This is a genomic window from Mesorhizobium sp. B2-6-1 (assembly GCF_006440475.1).
GTDB lineage: Bacteria > Pseudomonadota > Alphaproteobacteria > Rhizobiales > Rhizobiaceae > Mesorhizobium.
Genome location: NZ_VFUH01000009.1, coordinates 163824 through 179427, shown reverse-complemented (window position 1 = coordinate 179427; position 15604 = coordinate 163824). Strand labels below are relative to the sequence as shown.

Genomic DNA, 15604 nt, shown 5'->3' with positions numbered 1-15604 from the left:
ACAGACATGTGATCGCCTCTTAATGTCCTCCATCCGTCCGCTGATCCCGCTCCTCATCGCCGCAGGCATCCTGCTCGGCGGCAATGGGCTGCAAAGCACGCTGATCGCGCTGCGCGGCGCGCAGGAAGGTTTTTCGGCTTCCGACATCGGCCTGATGGGCACGTTCTATTTCGCCGGCTTCCTGCTCGGCTGCCTGGCCGTCACCCGCATCCTGAAGGCGGTCGGCCATGTCAGGACCTTCTCGGCGCTGGCCGCGGCCGCCTCGGCCGGCACATTGCTCCTGGTTCTGGTCATCGACCCGGTGATGTGGTGCGCGGTGCGTTTTGCCGGCGGTTTCTGCTTCGCCGGCCTGTTCACGGTGATGGAGGCCTGGCTCAACTCCGGGGTCAGCAACAAGGACCGCGCCCGCGTGCTTGCCATCTACCGCATGGTCGACATCGGCTCGGTCACCGGCGCGCAGTTCCTCATCCCGATCTTCGGAGCAGGCGGCTTCGCCATATTCGCCATCATGTCGATGATGATCACGCTGTCGCTGGTGCCGGTATCGCTGGGCGATCGCTCCAACCCGACGCCGCCGGAAGACGTCAAGCTCGACCTGGCGCGGGTCTGGCGCATCTCGCCGCTCGGCTGTTTCGGCTGCATCGCCGTCGGCGTCACCAACAGCGCGTTCCGCACGCTGTCGCCGGTCTATGCCGAGCAGATCGGCATGTCTGTCGCCGATGTCGTCACCTTCGTCAGCGTCGGTATCTTCGGCGGCGCACTCATCCAATACCCGCTAGGCTATCTCTCCGATCGCTGGGACCGGCGCTCGGTGCTGCTGGCGACGACATGCTGCGCCATGCTGGCAGCGCTGGCGCTTGCGTTCGTGGCGGGAGCCGACCCGTTTCTCAACTTCCTCATCATCTTCATCTTCGGCTGTTTCGCCATGCCGCTCTACTCGCTGTCGGCGGCGCACTCCAACGACCGCGCCGGCGCGGGCGAGTTCGTTCTGATCAACGCCGCCTTGATGCTGTTTTATTCCTTCGGCGCCATTGGCGGCCCTTTCGCCGCATCGACGGCGATGCAGTATTTTGGCCCAAGCGCGCTGTTCGTGTTCAGCGCGCTGGTCTATGCAATCTTCATCGCCGTCATCCTCTATCGGATGCGGGCACGATCGGGCGTGCCGGCTGGCAAGCGCAGCCGCTTCACCGCGCTGTTGCGCACCTCGACGGTTTTCGCCCGGCTGGCGAGAAGAAACGGCGATCCGGACGGGCCGGACGGGCCGTGATGCGAGCGCCAACGCTTGACGAAAGCCTTCCCGGCTGAAATCTAGGAAGACCCTACTCCTGCCAAAAGCGATTTGATGCACGTCATCACCACCCAAAAAGAACTCGAGACCGTTCTCGCCGCTTTCGAAAAATCGGATTTCGTCACCGTCGACACCGAATTCATCCGGGAAACGACCTTCTGGCCGATCCTGTGCCTGATCCAGATGGCGGCGCCCGGAATAACGGCGCTGATCGATCCGCTGTCGCCAGACATCGACCTGAAGCCGTTTTTCAGGCTGATGGCCAATGAATCTGTCGTCAAAGTCTTCCATGCCGCGCGGCAGGACATCGAAATCATCGTCCATCTGGGCGATCTCGTTCCCCATCCGGTGTTCGATACCCAGGTTGCGGCGATGGTCTGCGGGTTCGGCGACAGCGTTTCCTACGATCAGCTCGTGCAGCGCGTCACCGGCGCGCGGCTCGACAAGTCCTCGCGCTTCACCGACTGGCGCCACCGGCCGCTGTCCGAAAAGCAGCTCGACTATGCGCTTGCCGACGTCACCCATCTTATCGAGGTCTACCAGCATCTCAGCGCCGAACTGGAGCGGGAGAACCGCGCCCACTGGCTGAACGAGGAGATGGACGTCCTGACCTCGCGCGAAACCTACGATCCGCACCCCGAGGATGCCTGGAAGCGGCTGAAGATGCGGCTGCGCAAGCCGCAGGAGCTGGCGATCGTGCAGGCCGTGGCGGCATGGCGCGAGCGCGAGGCGCGCGAACGCGACGTACCCCGCGGCCGCGTGCTCAAGGACGACGCCATCTACGAGGTGGCGCAGCAGGCGCCGCGCGACGCGGCCGCGCTGGCCAAGCTGCGCACGATACCGAAGGGCTGGGAGCGCTCCTCGACCGCGGCGGCGCTGCTTGGCGCGGTCAACACCGCACTAGCTCTGCCCAAGGAGCAATTGCCGAAGCTGCCAAAGAGTTTTCAGCCGCCCGAGGGATCGAGCGCCGCCGCGGAGCTGTTGAAGGTGCTGCTCAGGATCGTGGCCGAAAAGCAAGGCGTCGCATCGAAGGTCCTGGCTTCCAGCGACGACATCGACCGCATCGCTGCCGAAGGCGAAGCCGCCGACGTGCCGGCGCTGCAGGGCTGGCGCCGCGCCGTTTTCGGCGAGGCGGCGCTGAAGCTGGTGCGCGGCGAGATCGGCATCAAGTTCGACAAGCGCAAAATAGCGGTGTTCGATTTGTAGGCGGAGCGCCCCAACGAAGGGGAGTACTGCTCAAACCACCCGGAGCAGGTGCAGCGCGAGCCAGATCCAGCCCAGCAAAAGAATCACTGCCCCCAGGGAGAAAGACCGGCTGCGCAGGAGCAGATTGTTGCTGGTCAGGTGAACCCAGGCATGAAAATAGCGGGTCGCGACAAAGATCCACATCAGGGCCAAGGTCAGATAGTTGACGCCGTTGGTCAGGTGCAACATCAGGCACAGCACATAGAAAAGCACCGGCAGTTCGAACTGGTTGCTGAGGTTGCTGGCAACTGTCACGCAGGAGGCCGGCTCGGTCGAGCGCGCCTTGTACTGGCTGACTTTGGCTTCGCCCGATTGGATGGCGACATACCTGCGCCGGGCCATGGCGCCATAGACGATGTAGACCAGCAACACGTGCGCCAGAACAGGCCAGAAAATCGATGTCTGGTTCATGAACCCTCCCCGCCCGGTGCCGGGTCAGATCAATTCTGTTTCTGACCCGCCAGCCAGAAGACGGCGATGACGATCACCGGAATTGCGAGCAGCGCGAATTTGGTGACGATCAGCGCCGAGGCGAGACCCAGGGAATCGGGATTGGCCGACAGGAAATCCGACAGAAGGCGGGCCACGGCGATGTTCTGGGCGTAGTTGGCGATCGTGTAGGGCAGCACCAGGATCAGTGCGAAGATCGATTGCATCTGGCCCGGAAGCACGCGGAAATTCCTCAACCGCCTTCCCGTTGCCAGGATCAGGCTGACCAGCGTCACCGACAACAGCGCGGGGAACAGAAGATCGAAGGTCAGATAGTGCCAGACCAGGATGATCTCGCCGCCGCGCCGGCCGAGCGCCGTCAGCCAGGCCATGCCTTCATCCGGCGTGAAGCCAAAAACGCGCATGTCGAGCGACGGCAAACCGCCACTCAACTGGCGGAAATAGAAGAACTCCATGAGCGTCATGGCGATGAAAACCGCCACCGATGCGGTGCAAAGGGCGGCAGCGTGGCGCGATAGCCGCAAGATGGTCGCGGCCAGATTGCGCCAGAACGTGTACTGGTCGGGCCGATCAGGCTCCGCCGGGATAGTTGGGGCTTTCGCGGGTGATCGTGACGTCATGGGCGTGGCTTTCACGAAGTCCGGCGTTGGATATGCGCACAAAGGTGGCGCGTTCGCGGAAATCGGCAAGGTCGCGGCCACCAACATAACCCATAGCGGCTTTCAGGCCGCCTGCAAGCTGGTGCAGCACGCCAGACACAGGTCCTTTGTAGGGGACCTGCCCCTCGATGCCTTCCGGCACCAGTTTCAGCGTGTCGCGAACCTCCGCCTGGAAGTATCGGTCGGCCGAGCCGCGCGCCATGGCGCCGACCGAACCCATGCCGCGATAGGCCTTGAAGGAGCGGCCCTGGTGCAGATAGACCTCGCCCGGGCTTTCGTCGGTGCCGGCAAGCAGCGAGCCGATCATGGCGGCACTGGCGCCGGCGGCAAGCGCCTTGGCCAGATCGCCGGAATATTTGATGCCGCCATCGGCGATCACCGAGGCGCCCGATTTGTGCGCAGTTTCCACCGCCGACATGATGGCCGACAGCTGCGGCACGCCGACGCCGGCGACGATGCGGGTGGTGCAGATGGAGCCGGGGCCGATGCCGACCTTGACGGCATCGGCGCCGGCATCGATCAGCGCCTGGGTGCCCTCGGCGGTGGCGACGTTGCCGGCCAGGATGCGCACCGAATTGGAGAGTTTTTTCGCCCGCGTGACGGCATCGAGGACACGCTGCGAATGGCCATGCGCGGTGTCGATGACCAGAAGGTCGACGCCCGCCTCGATCAGGCGCTCGGCGCGCTCGAAACCGTCGTCGCCGACGCTGGTGGCGGCCGCGGCGCGCAGACGCCCCTGCGCGTCCTTGGTGGCGTGCGGGTTGAGCTGCGATTTCTCGATGTCCTTGACGGTGATCAGCCCCACGCAATTGCCCTGCTTGTCGACGACGACGAGCTTTTCGATGCGGTGCTGATGCAGAAGCCGCTTGGCCTCGTCCTGGTCGACATTCTCCTTGACCGTGATCAGGTTCTCACGGGTCATCAATTCGTAGACCTTCTGCGCCGGATCGGAGGCGAAGCGCACGTCGCGATTGGTCAGGATGCCGACCAGCCGGCCGCTCTTGTGGCCGCCGGAGCCGCCATTCTCGACCACCGGAATACCCGAGATCGAGTAGGTGCGCATCAGCGACAACGCGTCGGCCAGCGTCGCGTCGGGACCGATGGTGACCGGGTTGACCACCATGCCGGATTCGAATTTCTTCACCTGCCGCACCTGCTCGGCCTGCTCGGCCGGCGAGAAATTGCGGTGGATGACGCCGATGCCGCCGGCCTGCGCCATGGCGATGGCAAGCCTTGCCTCCGTGACGGTATCCATGGCCGCCGACAGGATTGGCACGTTGAGGTCGATGTCGCCGGCAATTCGGGTGCGGATGTCGGTCTGGCCGGGCATGACTTCGGAATGGCCGGGCTGCAAAAGCACGTCGTCAAAGGTCAGCGCCAGCGCGCCGGTGGACGTTTCGATGATTTTTGCCATGGCCAGCCCTTTGAATGCGGGAAAAGCGCTGGACCGGGATGGACAGCGCGACTCTCTTCTTCCCTTTCAGGATTGGCGGTGGCTGGTACCACGTCCCGGCACGGAAGAAAAGCCGATCGTTGAGGACGCTTCAGCTTCTATTGCGAACCAAGGAAAGCATCCAGCAAAGCGTGACGCGGCGATGCAAAGGGGTTGACGACGGTTACACCGCCCCAGGTGAAGCCGTCCTGCAGGTCTTCCGACAGAAGCAGCCGGCAACCCGTTTGGGATGCAGCCGAAAGAATGACGGCATCCCAGATGCCGAAGCGATGGTCCGCCGCAAGATCGACAGCCATCGTCATCACCTCCGGCGTCGTCCCAGCAACCGGGAACGCGTCGCGCCAGCTAAGCAGCGCATCCCGAGCCTCCTGGCGCGACCTTCCGGCTTTGCGGACGAGGACATTGAACAGTTCACCCAGCACCTGAACCGGAACAATGGCAGCGTCTTGTGGAACCTTGCGCAGCAGTTCGAGAACGTGGTCGCGTTTGTCTACGTTGTTAACGCCCTCTGCGTAGGCAAGAATGTTGGTGTCGAGCGCGACCCTCACAGGTCATCCTCGTAGAGTTCATCGCGGGTCCAGCGTCCTGCATCGGCAACCGGCTGCCGTTCGAGTCGCGACAGCAATGCCGCGCGCGAGCGGGAGGCCACACCCTCGTGCCTCTCCGCAGGCACGATCCGTGCCACCGGCCGACCATGGCTTGTCACGACGTAGCTCTGGCCCTCGCGTACCTCACGCAGGATGCGAGAAAATCTGCGATTGGCATCGGCTGCCGAAACGGCCTCTTCCATGATCATAACGTCCTGTAGTTATTTTCACTACAATAGGGATAGTGTCCGCTTTTTGCAAGCAATCGTGTATCGCAGCCGCCACCGGAGGTTGCGGTCGCATAAAAGTGACAGCAATTTAACACGACATTGGTGTCCAGCCGTGATAACCGCCCTGCCTGCCGGCAAACTCCCGGTCGGCAACATCTGGAATCAAGCCCGGACGCGTTCCTTTGAACCGAACCATTCCGCTCATATTGGCGGTCGCTCTTTTCATGGAAAACATGGATTCGACCGTCATCGCCACATCGCTGCCGGCGATCGCCCTCGACATCCACACCAGCCCGATCGCGCTCAAGCTGGCGTTGACCTCCTATCTTGTGTCGCTGGCGATCTTCATTCCCATCAGCGGCTGGATGGCGGATCGCTTCGGCGCCAAGAACGTTTTCCGCGCCGCGATCGCGGTGTTCATCGTCGGTTCGGTCGCCTGCGCCGTTTCGGGCTCGCTGCCGGCCTTCGTGGTGTCGCGCTTCCTGCAAGGCATAGGCGGCGCCATGATGACGCCGGTCGGGCGCCTGGTGCTGGTGCGCGCCACGCCCAAGAGCGAACTTGTCGCGGCGATGTCCTGGCTGACCGTGCCGGCATTGGTGGGCCCGCTGGTCGGACCGCCGATCGGCGGCTTCATCACCACCTACTTCACCTGGCACTGGATCTTCCTGATCAATGTGCCGATCGGCCTGATCGGCATCTGGCTGGCCACCCGCTTCCTGCCGGAAACCGAATCGATGGAGACGCCGCCGCTCGATTTCGTCGGCTTCATGCTGAGCGGGCTGGCGGCGTCCGGCGTCGTGTTCGGCCTGTCAGTGATCAGCTTGCCCTATCTGCCGCCGGCGACCGGCTTCATCACCGTGGGCGTCGGGCTGGTGTCGGGCGCTCTCTACCTCATGCATGCGCGCCGTGCCAGGAACCCCCTGCTGGCGCTCGACTTGTTCCGCAACCAGGTATTCCGCTCCTCCGTGCTTGGCGGCGGACTTTTCCGCATCGGCATCGGCGCCGTGCCGTTCCTGCTGCCGCTGATGTTCCAGATCGGTTTCGGGCTGACGCCGTTCCAGTCCGGCATGATTACCTTCGTCTCCGCGATCGGCGCCATCGGCATGAAATTCGTCACAGCGCTGATCTTCCGCGTCGTCGGCTTTCGTCGCGTGCTGATCGTCGGCTCGCTGGTGGCCGCCGCGTCGATCGCCGTCAACGGCCTGTTCACGCCCGATACGCCCTATCTCTTGATGCTGGCCATGCTGCTGGTGGGCGGCTTCATCCGCTCGATGTTCTTTACCGGCATCAACGCCCTCGCCTACGCCGAGGTTTCAGCCGAGGACACGAGCAAGGCAACACCGATCGCCGCCGTGTTCCAGCAACTGTCGATCGCGCTGGGCGTGGCGGTTGCCGGCGGCATCCTGGAAGTATCGACGGGTATCCACGGCGGCCCGTTGACATTGCCGGACTTCCATACCGCCTTCTTCATCGTCGCGGCAATTTCCGCCGCCGCATCGCTGTCGTTCATGCGGCTGGCGCCCGATGCCGGCAACGCCGTATCGGGCCACGGCCGCCTGACCATGCCCAAGCCGCTGGAACCGGTGAGGTCGCCGGGGGAGTGAGACGGTTCAGCCGTCGCCGTCCGCCGGCCCTTCGCCATGGCTCCGTGCGCTCAAGTTCTTCGAGACATCCACTGGACGTTCCGATCCGCCTGATGGCGGACCGGATTCTCGCCCTTTGAAATCCTTCGCCAGTAGGTACAGCTCCACCGACTCATCGCGCGACGCAGGCGGCTTGACGTGGTGGACGGACCGGAAATTCTTCTTCAGCATCGAGAGCAGCTCGTTTTCGGCGCCGCCCTGGAACGTCTTGGCCAGGAAGTGGCCGCCCGGCTTCAGCACCGACAGCGCGAAATCGGCGGCCACCTCGCACAGATGCATGGTGCGGATGTGGTCGGTCCGCTTGTGGCCGGTGGTGGGCGCCGCCATGTCGGACAGCACGACATCGGGATCGCCGCCAAGCGCCTCGGCCAGCTTCCGCGGCGCCTCGGGATCGAGGAAATCCATCAACAGCACCGGCGCGCCGGGCACCGCGTCCATCTCGAGATAGTCGATGCCTACGACATGCGGATTTTTCGCGGTCGATTTGGTCCGCGCGGCCGCGACCTGGCACCAGCCGCCGGGGGCCGCACCAAGGTCGATCACCTTCATGCCGGGTTTCAGCAGATGGTGCTTGTCGTCGATCTCGATCAGCTTGTAGGCCGCGCGCGAGCGGTAGCCGTCAGCCTTGGAGCGCTGGACGTAGGGATCGTTGATGTGACGCTGCAGCCAGCGGCGCGACGATTCCTTCAGCCCGCTTTTCTTCTTGATCCGCGTCTTCAGCACGCGAATGCCGGCCGAGCCCGGCTTTTCCGGTTTCTTGGTCATTGGTTGACTTCTTGTCCAAGTTTTCTCGCTTGCCGGGTTGTGGCCGTTTTTCGGCGGCAGCGCGTTTGGCAAACGGCTTCCCCCACTCCGTCGCTGCTTCGCAGCGCCACCTCTCCCCCCTCCGGAGGGAGAGGAAGGGCGCCAAGATTGGCTAGCTCGCGCCAATCCTCTCCCCCGTCGATCGGGGGAGAGGTGTCGAGCGAAGCTCGACGGAGTGGGGGTCGACTGCTCACCGGAGCAACGCTTGCGCCAGCTTGCCCGAGCGTGACTTCTGGACAAACGGAACCGTTTGTCCGCGAAAACCGGTCGCCACTTTTCGCTGACGCGGTCCTGCGGTTCGGGATCATGTTCTGCCGCGCCCATCGTTGCGCCAGACGCCGTCATCGGCCATCAGCTCGCTCAATATGCCCTCGCGCAAGCCACGGTCGGCAACGCGCAGCCGCTCCGACGGCCACACGGCGCGGATCGCTTCCAGAATGGCGCAGCCGGCCAGCACCAGGTCGGCGCGGTCCGCGCCGATGCAGGGATTGGCGACACGCTGCTGGAAATCCCAGCCGACCAGCTTTTCGACCATGCGGTCGACGCTGTCCCTGTCCATCCACAGGCCGTCGACGCGGCGGCGGTCGTAGCGCTCGAGATCGAGATGGACGCCAGCCAGCGTCGTCACCGTTCCGGAAGTGCCCAGCAGATGAAATTTCGGGCTGGCCTTGAGGTGGCTAAGCCGATCGCGGCCATCGAAGGCGGCGAGCCGGGCGGCGACGTCGTCGACCATGGCGCCAAAAATCTCGCGCGTCACCGTGCGGCCGCCGAAACGCTCGGCCAGCGAGACGACGCCGACCGGCAGCGACGTCCACGACACGATATGGTTGGCGAGCCGCGGCGAGCGGCGGCCGGTGAGATCGATCAGCGCGATCTCGGAGGAGCCGCCGCCGATGTCGAACAGCACGACGCCCTGCGTGTCGCGCTCGACCAGCGAACCGCAGCCGGACACCGCCAGCCGCGCTTCGGTCTGTCGGTCGATGATTTCGAGCTTGAGGCCAGCCTCGCGCTCGACGCGCTCCAGGAACTCGACGCCGTTCGCCGCCGAGCGGCAGGCCTCGGTGGCGATCAGCCGCGCCTTCCTGATCTTGCGGTTGCGCAGTTTCTCGCCGCAGACCTTCAGGGCCTCGACCGCGCGGTCCATCGCCGGTTGGCCGAGGCGGCCGCTGGCCGTGAGCCCCTCGCCCAGTCGCACGATGCGCGAAAAGGCGTCGATGACACGAAACTGGCCATGACGCGCCGGCACGGCGACCAGCAGCCGGCAATTGTTGGTGCCGAGATCGAGCGCGGCAAATACCGGCAATTCCGGCATCGTCGGGCGACGGGCCCCCGGTTCGGGCCGAGCCACCGCGATGGGCGGTGTGGCTATGCCTGCAGGCGCCGCGCCAGCCGCGGCGGCGCGTGGCGCCGGCGCCCCATTCGCCGCGGGACGGATATCGTCGCGCGCAAAAACCTTGCGCCCGCGCCGGCGTTTGCGCCTTTTCTTGGCCTTGCCCTTTTGGTGGTGGTTCGCGTCGCTCGCCTGCCCGTCGGCGGAGCGTGGCTCCGTCGGGCGGCGTTGCTGCCATTTGGCGGTCCCCGGGCCTGCCGGCCTCGGGGAAGCGCTGGACGCGCCCACCTCCGGCGCGCCGGCGCCGGTGTCGCGGTCTTCCACTGTCGTTCCTTCCGGCGCCGCGCGAACCGGCGAACGGACGCAGCAGGCGCTTCTTTGTTTCAAGTTGCCGCCAGACTAACAGCGCCGGCCCGGATCACCAAGTGCCGCGTGGCACGAATTTTGCCGGGCTGTCCGCAAACCGCCCGCTGCCGCGTCTTACGCAAAGTGGGGGTAAACAGCGACTTTCAGCACAAATGCGTGTGGGGACGGTCGCATGGCCGGGCCGATATTCCCGCTCGGCTGTCGATTTTCCGCCTCTCGACGACGATAACGATTGCGGCTTGCCATGGCGGCAAGGGCCGGCGGTTGAATAGCCGGCTTCGATGAGGCATCTCTGAAATAGAGGGGGCAAAGCGATCGGAATCGCCGACCGCTTTCCCGCAATGACAGCGAAGGCAACGGGCCCGCAACGCATGGCAGTCAGGCAATGAACTGGAGACGCTATTTCTGGCCGGTCGTCGGCGTCGGGGCGGTGATTTTCTCGCTCCTGCTGCTCTGGCACGAATTGCGCGGCATTTCGCTGGACGATGTCTGGGACGGTATTGCGGCGATCCCGGCCCGCGGCTGGATCCTCGCGGGGCTGAGCTCGGTTGTCGCCTATGCCTCGCTCGCCGGCTACGACCACATCGCGCTCCTGCATATCGGCAAACGCGTGTCGTGGCTGTTCGTCACGCTGTGCTCCTTCACCACCTACGCGCTGTCGCACAATATCGGCGGCTCGGTGTTTTCGGGCGCCGTCATCCGTTATCGCGCCTATGGCACGAGGGGATTGAGCGGACAGGACGTCGGCGTGCTGGTGGCGATCTGCTGGATTACCTTCGTGCTGTCGACGGTACTTGCCTCCGGCCTCGTTCTGGTGCTCGAACCGCAGATCATCGACCGCTTCTCCGGCATAGCCCATCACGGCCTGTCGCGGGCTGCGGGCATCGTCATGCTTGCCGTCGTCGCCGCCTATATCTTCGGCAGCTGGCTGCATCTGCGGCCGCTGAAGATCGGCAGCTTTCAGATTCACTATCCGGCCCTGCCGATCGTGGCGCGACAATTACTGATCGGCCCGATCGAACTCCTGGCGGCAGCCGCGATCATCTTCTTTGCCCTCCCCGGGACCCATAACCCCGGCTATTTCGTGGTGCTCGGCGTGTTCCTCGTCTCCTTCTCGATCGCGCAGATCTCGCACGCGCCGGGTGGGCTGGGCGTGTTCGAGGTGGTGTTCCTGGCCGGGCTCTCCGACATGGACCCCGTGGGCGTGCTGGCGGCCCTGCTGGTATTCCGGCTGTTTTATCTCATCGTCCCGCTGTTTCTGGGCCTGGGCATCGTGCTCTATTTCGAGCGCTCGCAGTTCGGGCGGACAGGCAATTGAAAAGCCGCGCCGAAACATCACAATTGAAACACCGGCAGGCTTGACTATTTTCTGCTGGCGGCTACAAGGCAGCGCTCACAGCGGTTCGCCCGCTCGGCCCGCGCGGTTTATGACCTCGCCTGCTGGGGAATAGGTTAACGGTAGACCCACGGACTCTGACTCCGTTAGTCCTGGTTCGAATCCAGGTTCCCCAGCCAGCTTCACTCCCACCGTCCGCACCAGACCAACCAGCCTGATCCGCCGTCTCGCGATCGAACAGGCAGCCCGATCATCGCGGGTTGAAATATCGGGGCGGCCTCTTACCTCGGTGAAGGGCGGGCGAACAATCCAGCAGATCGGAGAGCGGTTTTGGCGTCTCGCGGGATTCGACTACCGGCTATCCTGTTTCTTCTCACCGGCACGGGCGCGCTCTGGTCCTGCGTCGTTCCCGACGATACGTCCAAGCTTGCGAAAGAGGATCCCACAACGGCTGCCGCCCAAAAGGAAATGGTCGGCCTCAGCGAAGCGGACCTGCGAATGTGCGCGGGGTTCCCCACCGCCACCGCCGACGAAGGAGCATCGGGGCAAATCTGGAGCTATGAGCGCGCGGTGCAGCGGGGCAATGTCAATGTCGTGCTTCCTACCTTCGCGGTGGGCCCCATCCCTTCCGTCGGCGGGTCGTTGAATGTCGCTCCGGGAGGTTATTGCAACACACAGGTTCGCATCGTCGATGGCCGTGTGGCTGAGGTCGCCTATGCGGGCGACAACAACCTTCCAAACCGCCGCGATGGGCTGTGTGTCAGCGCCGTCGACGCATGCGTCGTCTATGCCCGCAAACAAAACAAGGGCAGGCCTGGCAGTTAATGGCGTTCGACACCGGTGCGGGTGAGCCCGGCGTTGCCATAGGCGCTGCACGGGCTGGTGGAATGCCTGACACGGCGCGGCGAAGCGAGGCGTTGCCGGCGCTGCAAGCAAGGTTGGCCAAGACGGATGTACCAATCAGCTCGTCATGCCTGTGCAGGACGAGCGTGCAGCCGGCGCCGAGTTCTTGCCGTTAAGTCTATCATCACATGCATCCGCGCGACCGCCGGACGTCCCGATCCGTATTCCTCATACTGGCGGTCGGTGATCGCGGCTCAAATGCAGGGGGGAATGGAACCAGATCGGCCCTGCAACGTCATAGAAGCAGGTGCTCATGCAGGAGTGTGACGTCGATGACCAGGCTCCTTCTCGTCGCGGCTGTCGTGCTCGCCATGGCATGTGACGTATCGGCGGCGGCAAAGCTGGACGTCGCAGCCGTCAACAACGCGCAATTCGACGACAGCGAAGCAAAAGGCGTCAGTGCGACCGTGCTGAAGGCACAGATCCTTCTGGATCGCGCGCGCTTCTCGCCGGGCCTGATCGACGGCCGCGCAGCAGAGAACTTCGCCAAGGCGGTCCGGGCGTTTCAGGCGGCCAACGGGCTGCCCGCCGATGGTAAGCTCACCCGCCAGACCTGGGACAAGCTGGTCGCGACCTCCCCGAGCCCGGCGCTCGAGACGTACGAGCTGACGCGCAAGGATGTGCACGGACCGTTTACCAGGCGAATTCCGGCGCGCATGGAGAAAATGGCCCGCCTGCGCAGGCTCGGCTACCACAACGCGGCGGAAAAAATAGCGGAGCGCTTCCACGTCAGCCAACAGTTGCTTCAACGGCTCAACCCTGGCGTCGGCTTCAGGAAGGCCGGGCAAAAGGTGCTGGTGCCTGCCGTCACCCGAGGCGATCCGCCCGCGGGTGTTGCTGAGGTCGAGGTCGACAAGGGCGCGCGCCAGCTTCGCGTGCTCGACCCGTCCGGCAAAGTGCTTGCGGTGTACCCCGCCTCGATCGGCAGCCAGGAGAAGCCGGCGCCGAGCGGCCAGGCAGAGGTCAAACGCGTGGTGCACAACCCGACCTATCACTACGATCCCGACTTCGCCTTCAAGGGGGTCAGGACCAAGCGCCCCTTCACGATCGCCGCCGGGCCAAACAATCCGGTGGGATCGGTGTGGATTGATTTGTCCATCGAAAGTTACGGCATTCACGGGACTCCGGACCCGAGCAAGATCGGGAAAACCTTCTCGCATGGCTGCATCAGGCTGACCAATTGGGACGCCGAAGACCTCGCCTCCGAAGTGCACGAGGGCACGAAGGTCATCTTCACCGGCGAAGCGGTGGGATCGATCGACCAGGGATCGCCGTAGAGGCAACCGGGGGACTCACTTTCACTTGGCTGCTGCCATTGAGGCGCTGCCGGCCTTGGCCGTTAGCCGGCCGGCGCCTCAGTTTACTGCGAAGTTACCCCAGCCACTTCTCATAGTCGGACACCAGCAGGTGCAGCGGGGCGACGTCCTCGTCGATGTTGGAGAAGCGACCGATCGGCTCGCGAAATACATTGTCGGTGAGATCGTCATTGACGGTCGACACCTCGCCGATCAGTACGTCCTTGCCTTCGGCCCAGAAGGCATGCCAGACGCCGGGCAGCAGCGTGACGCTCTGGCCCGGATCGAGCTTCAGCAGCCCGCCCGCCGGCAACCGGTGGATGGTGCCGTCGACAGGCACCGACACCTCGGCCTTGGGATCGATGCCGCCGTCGCGATCGTGCATGAACAGTTCCAGCACCAGCTTGCCGCCGCCACGGTTGATGATGTCCTCGGCCTTGATGTTGTGGCGGTGCATCGGCGACAACTGGTCCTTGCGCGAGATCATGATCTTCTCGGCATAGAGCATGCCCATGCCCTTCTTCATGTCCTCGTAGCGGCCGTTGCGCACGGTGAACAGGAACAGGCCGAGCTCCTTGAACTTTTCCTGGCCGTAGTCGGTGATGTCCCAGCCGAGCCGCGAGGTGAAAATGGCCGAGGAATCGACCTGGCGCGCCTTCATCTCTTCCGGCGACCAGTAGGCGAAGGGCGGCATGATGTAGCCGAACGAGCGGATGAAAGCGTCGGCTTCGCGGATGATGTCGTTGATGGCGGAGCGTTTCATGATCGTGGTCCTCGTGTCGACTTCTCCAACAAATCGCATAGCCGAACGACGATGCGGTGTCGATCCGTATTGCCTCGCACCGGCTTGCAGCGCGGACGCATGGAACCACGGATCCGCCCGGCTGGCCGCGTGACATAAGGCGCTTTCAGGGCCATAACCCCTGCGGATTCCACAGGGTGACAGATGATGCCGACCATTCACGACCTCGATACGCCATCGATCCTGATCGACGCCGCGCGCGCCGAAGCCAATATTGCCCGCGCGCAGGCGCATGCCGACCGTCACGGGTTGAAGCTCAGGCCCCACATCAAGACGCATAAGCTGCCCTATTGGGCGAAGAAGCAGGTGGCGGCGGGCGCGGTCGGCATCACCTGCCAGAAGATCGGCGAGGCCGAGGTGATGGCCGATGCCGGGCTGACCGACATTTTTCTCCCCTACAACATCCTTGGCCGCGCCAAGCTGGAGCGGCTGAAGGCGCTGCATGGGCGCGTCACCCTGTCGGTGACGGCGGACAGCATGGAGACGATCGAAGGCTTGGCCGCCACCTTCACCGATGCCGGCCATCCCCTGCCGGTGCTGGTCGAATGCGACACCGGCATGGGGCGCTGCGGCGTGCAGACGGCCGGTGAAGCGGTTGGCCTGGCAAGACAGATCGAGACGGCAAAGGGCCTCGCCTTCGGCGGGTTGATGACCTATCCGGCCGCGGGCCGTGCGGGGGAGGCCGAAGCCTGGCTCGCCGGCGCCAGGCAGGTGCTGGCCGCCTGCGGTCTCGCCTGCGCGCGCATCTCCAGCGGCGGCACGCCCGACATGTGGCGCTCGGGCGAAGACAGCGTCGTCACGGAATACCGCCCCGGCACCTACATCTATCTCGACCGCTACCAGGTCGCCAAGGGCGTCGGCAGCCTCGACGATTGCGCGCTGAGCGTGCTGTCGACCGTGGTCAGCCATCCGACGCGGACGCGTGCCATCCTCGACGCCGGCAGCAAGGCGCTGTCGAGCGATACGCTGGGGCTCGCCGATTTCGGCGAGTTGCTCGGCGTTGCGGGAGCGCGGGTGACGGGCCTGAGCGAGGAACACGGCACGGTCACGCTCTCAGGCGATGGCAAGCTTCGCATCGGCGAGCGCGTGCGCGTGGTGCCCGACCATTGCTGCGTCGTCACCAACCTGTTCAATGAGGTCAATTTGATCGACGGCGAGACGGTGCTGGAAACCCTGCCGGTGGCCGCACGTGGGCGGATGGGATGACTTCTTT

At 64.3% G+C, this 15604-nt stretch carries 15 protein-coding genes and 1 tRNA gene; 8 read left to right on the top strand and 8 right to left on the bottom strand.

What is annotated here, in order from left to right:
• Positions 1 to 22: 22 nt before the first annotated feature.
• Together FJ443_RS19560 and rnd are read left to right on the top strand one after the other, a co-directional pair.
• A complete protein-coding gene (locus tag FJ443_RS19560) occupies positions 23 to 1267 on the top strand; it encodes an MFS transporter (RefSeq protein ID WP_140494106.1) in 1245 nt (414 codons plus the stop codon).
• Between the two features lie 75 nt (positions 1268 to 1342).
• Entirely contained in the window at positions 1343 to 2494 is a 1152-nt protein-coding gene (gene rnd, locus FJ443_RS19555; protein WP_140494108.1) for a ribonuclease D, read from the top strand.
• 30 nt (positions 2495 to 2524) lie between these two features.
• Here the strand turns inward: rnd and FJ443_RS19550 are convergent, their stop codons facing one another.
• The 5 genes from FJ443_RS19550 to FJ443_RS19530 form a co-directional block, all read right to left on the bottom strand.
• Complete coding sequence (locus FJ443_RS19550) at positions 2525 to 2944, bottom strand: MAPEG family protein (RefSeq protein ID WP_140494110.1); 420 nt, start codon at positions 2942 to 2944, stop codon at positions 2525 to 2527.
• 29 nt (positions 2945 to 2973) lie between these two features.
• Positions 2974 to 3603, bottom strand: coding sequence for a hypothetical protein (locus FJ443_RS19545; RefSeq protein WP_140494112.1), 630 nt, complete (start codon positions 3601 to 3603; stop codon positions 2974 to 2976).
• Positions 3554 to 5056 (bottom strand): IMP dehydrogenase, encoded by a 1503-nt coding sequence (gene guaB, locus FJ443_RS19540; RefSeq protein WP_140494114.1) that lies wholly within the window; start codon positions 5054 to 5056, stop codon positions 3554 to 3556. Before guaB ends, FJ443_RS19545 begins: the two co-directional genes overlap by 50 nt.
• A 137-nt stretch (positions 5057 to 5193) precedes the next feature.
• The gene (locus FJ443_RS19535) at positions 5194 to 5643 is read right to left on the bottom strand and encodes a PIN domain-containing protein (protein ID WP_140515645.1); all 450 of its coding nucleotides are present in this window, start codon (positions 5641 to 5643) and stop codon (positions 5194 to 5196) included.
• Positions 5640 to 5885: a type II toxin-antitoxin system prevent-host-death family antitoxin gene (locus FJ443_RS19530; RefSeq protein ID WP_140521745.1), complete on the bottom strand. Its 246-nt coding sequence runs from the start codon at positions 5883 to 5885 to the stop codon at positions 5640 to 5642. The genes FJ443_RS19535 and FJ443_RS19530 overlap by 4 nt, the downstream gene beginning before the upstream one ends.
• Positions 5886 to 6094: 209 nt before the next feature.
• Between FJ443_RS19530 and FJ443_RS19525 the strand changes: the two genes are divergently transcribed.
• Positions 6095 to 7516, top strand: coding sequence for an MFS transporter (locus tag FJ443_RS19525; protein WP_140624640.1), 1422 nt, complete (start codon positions 6095 to 6097; stop codon positions 7514 to 7516).
• Positions 7517 to 7522: 6 nt separating this feature from the next.
• On the opposite strand, the gene FJ443_RS19520 is transcribed toward FJ443_RS19525, so the two are convergent.
• Positions 7523 to 8320, bottom strand: a complete 798-nt coding sequence (locus FJ443_RS19520; protein ID WP_140665420.1) for an RlmE family RNA methyltransferase — start codon at positions 8318 to 8320, stop codon at positions 7523 to 7525.
• Between the two features lie 343 nt (positions 8321 to 8663).
• Positions 8664 to 10013 (bottom strand): Ppx/GppA phosphatase family protein, encoded by a 1350-nt coding sequence (locus FJ443_RS19510; protein WP_140656146.1) that lies wholly within the window; start codon positions 10011 to 10013, stop codon positions 8664 to 8666.
• A 427-nt stretch (positions 10014 to 10440) separates the two neighbouring features.
• Here FJ443_RS19510 and FJ443_RS19505 point away from each other — a divergent pair, with 427 nt between their 5' ends.
• From FJ443_RS19505 to FJ443_RS19490, 4 genes are all read left to right on the top strand, one after another.
• Positions 10441 to 11373: a lysylphosphatidylglycerol synthase domain-containing protein gene (locus tag FJ443_RS19505; protein ID WP_140494126.1), complete on the top strand. Its 933-nt coding sequence runs from the start codon at positions 10441 to 10443 to the stop codon at positions 11371 to 11373.
• A gap of 123 nt (positions 11374 to 11496) precedes the next feature.
• A tRNA-Gln gene (locus tag FJ443_RS19500) sits at positions 11497 to 11570 on the top strand.
• A gap of 151 nt (positions 11571 to 11721) precedes the next feature.
• Positions 11722 to 12216 (top strand): hypothetical protein, encoded by a 495-nt coding sequence (locus FJ443_RS19495; RefSeq protein WP_224519168.1) that lies wholly within the window; start codon positions 11722 to 11724, stop codon positions 12214 to 12216.
• 350 nt (positions 12217 to 12566) lie between these two features.
• On the top strand, positions 12567 to 13571 hold the full coding sequence (locus FJ443_RS19490; RefSeq protein ID WP_140665544.1) for a L,D-transpeptidase: 1005 nt from the start codon (positions 12567 to 12569) through the stop codon (positions 13569 to 13571).
• 94 nt (positions 13572 to 13665) lie between these two features.
• Here the strand turns inward: FJ443_RS19490 and FJ443_RS19485 are convergent, their stop codons facing one another.
• Complete coding sequence (locus FJ443_RS19485) at positions 13666 to 14352, bottom strand: D-lyxose/D-mannose family sugar isomerase (protein ID WP_140560557.1); 687 nt, start codon at positions 14350 to 14352, stop codon at positions 13666 to 13668.
• Positions 14353 to 14538: 186 nt separating this feature from the next.
• On the opposite strand from FJ443_RS19485, the gene FJ443_RS19480 reads away from it, so the two are divergent.
• Positions 14539 to 15597, top strand: coding sequence for a D-TA family PLP-dependent enzyme (locus FJ443_RS19480; protein ID WP_181175115.1), 1059 nt, complete (start codon positions 14539 to 14541; stop codon positions 15595 to 15597).
• Positions 15598 to 15604: the final 7 nt, after the last annotated feature.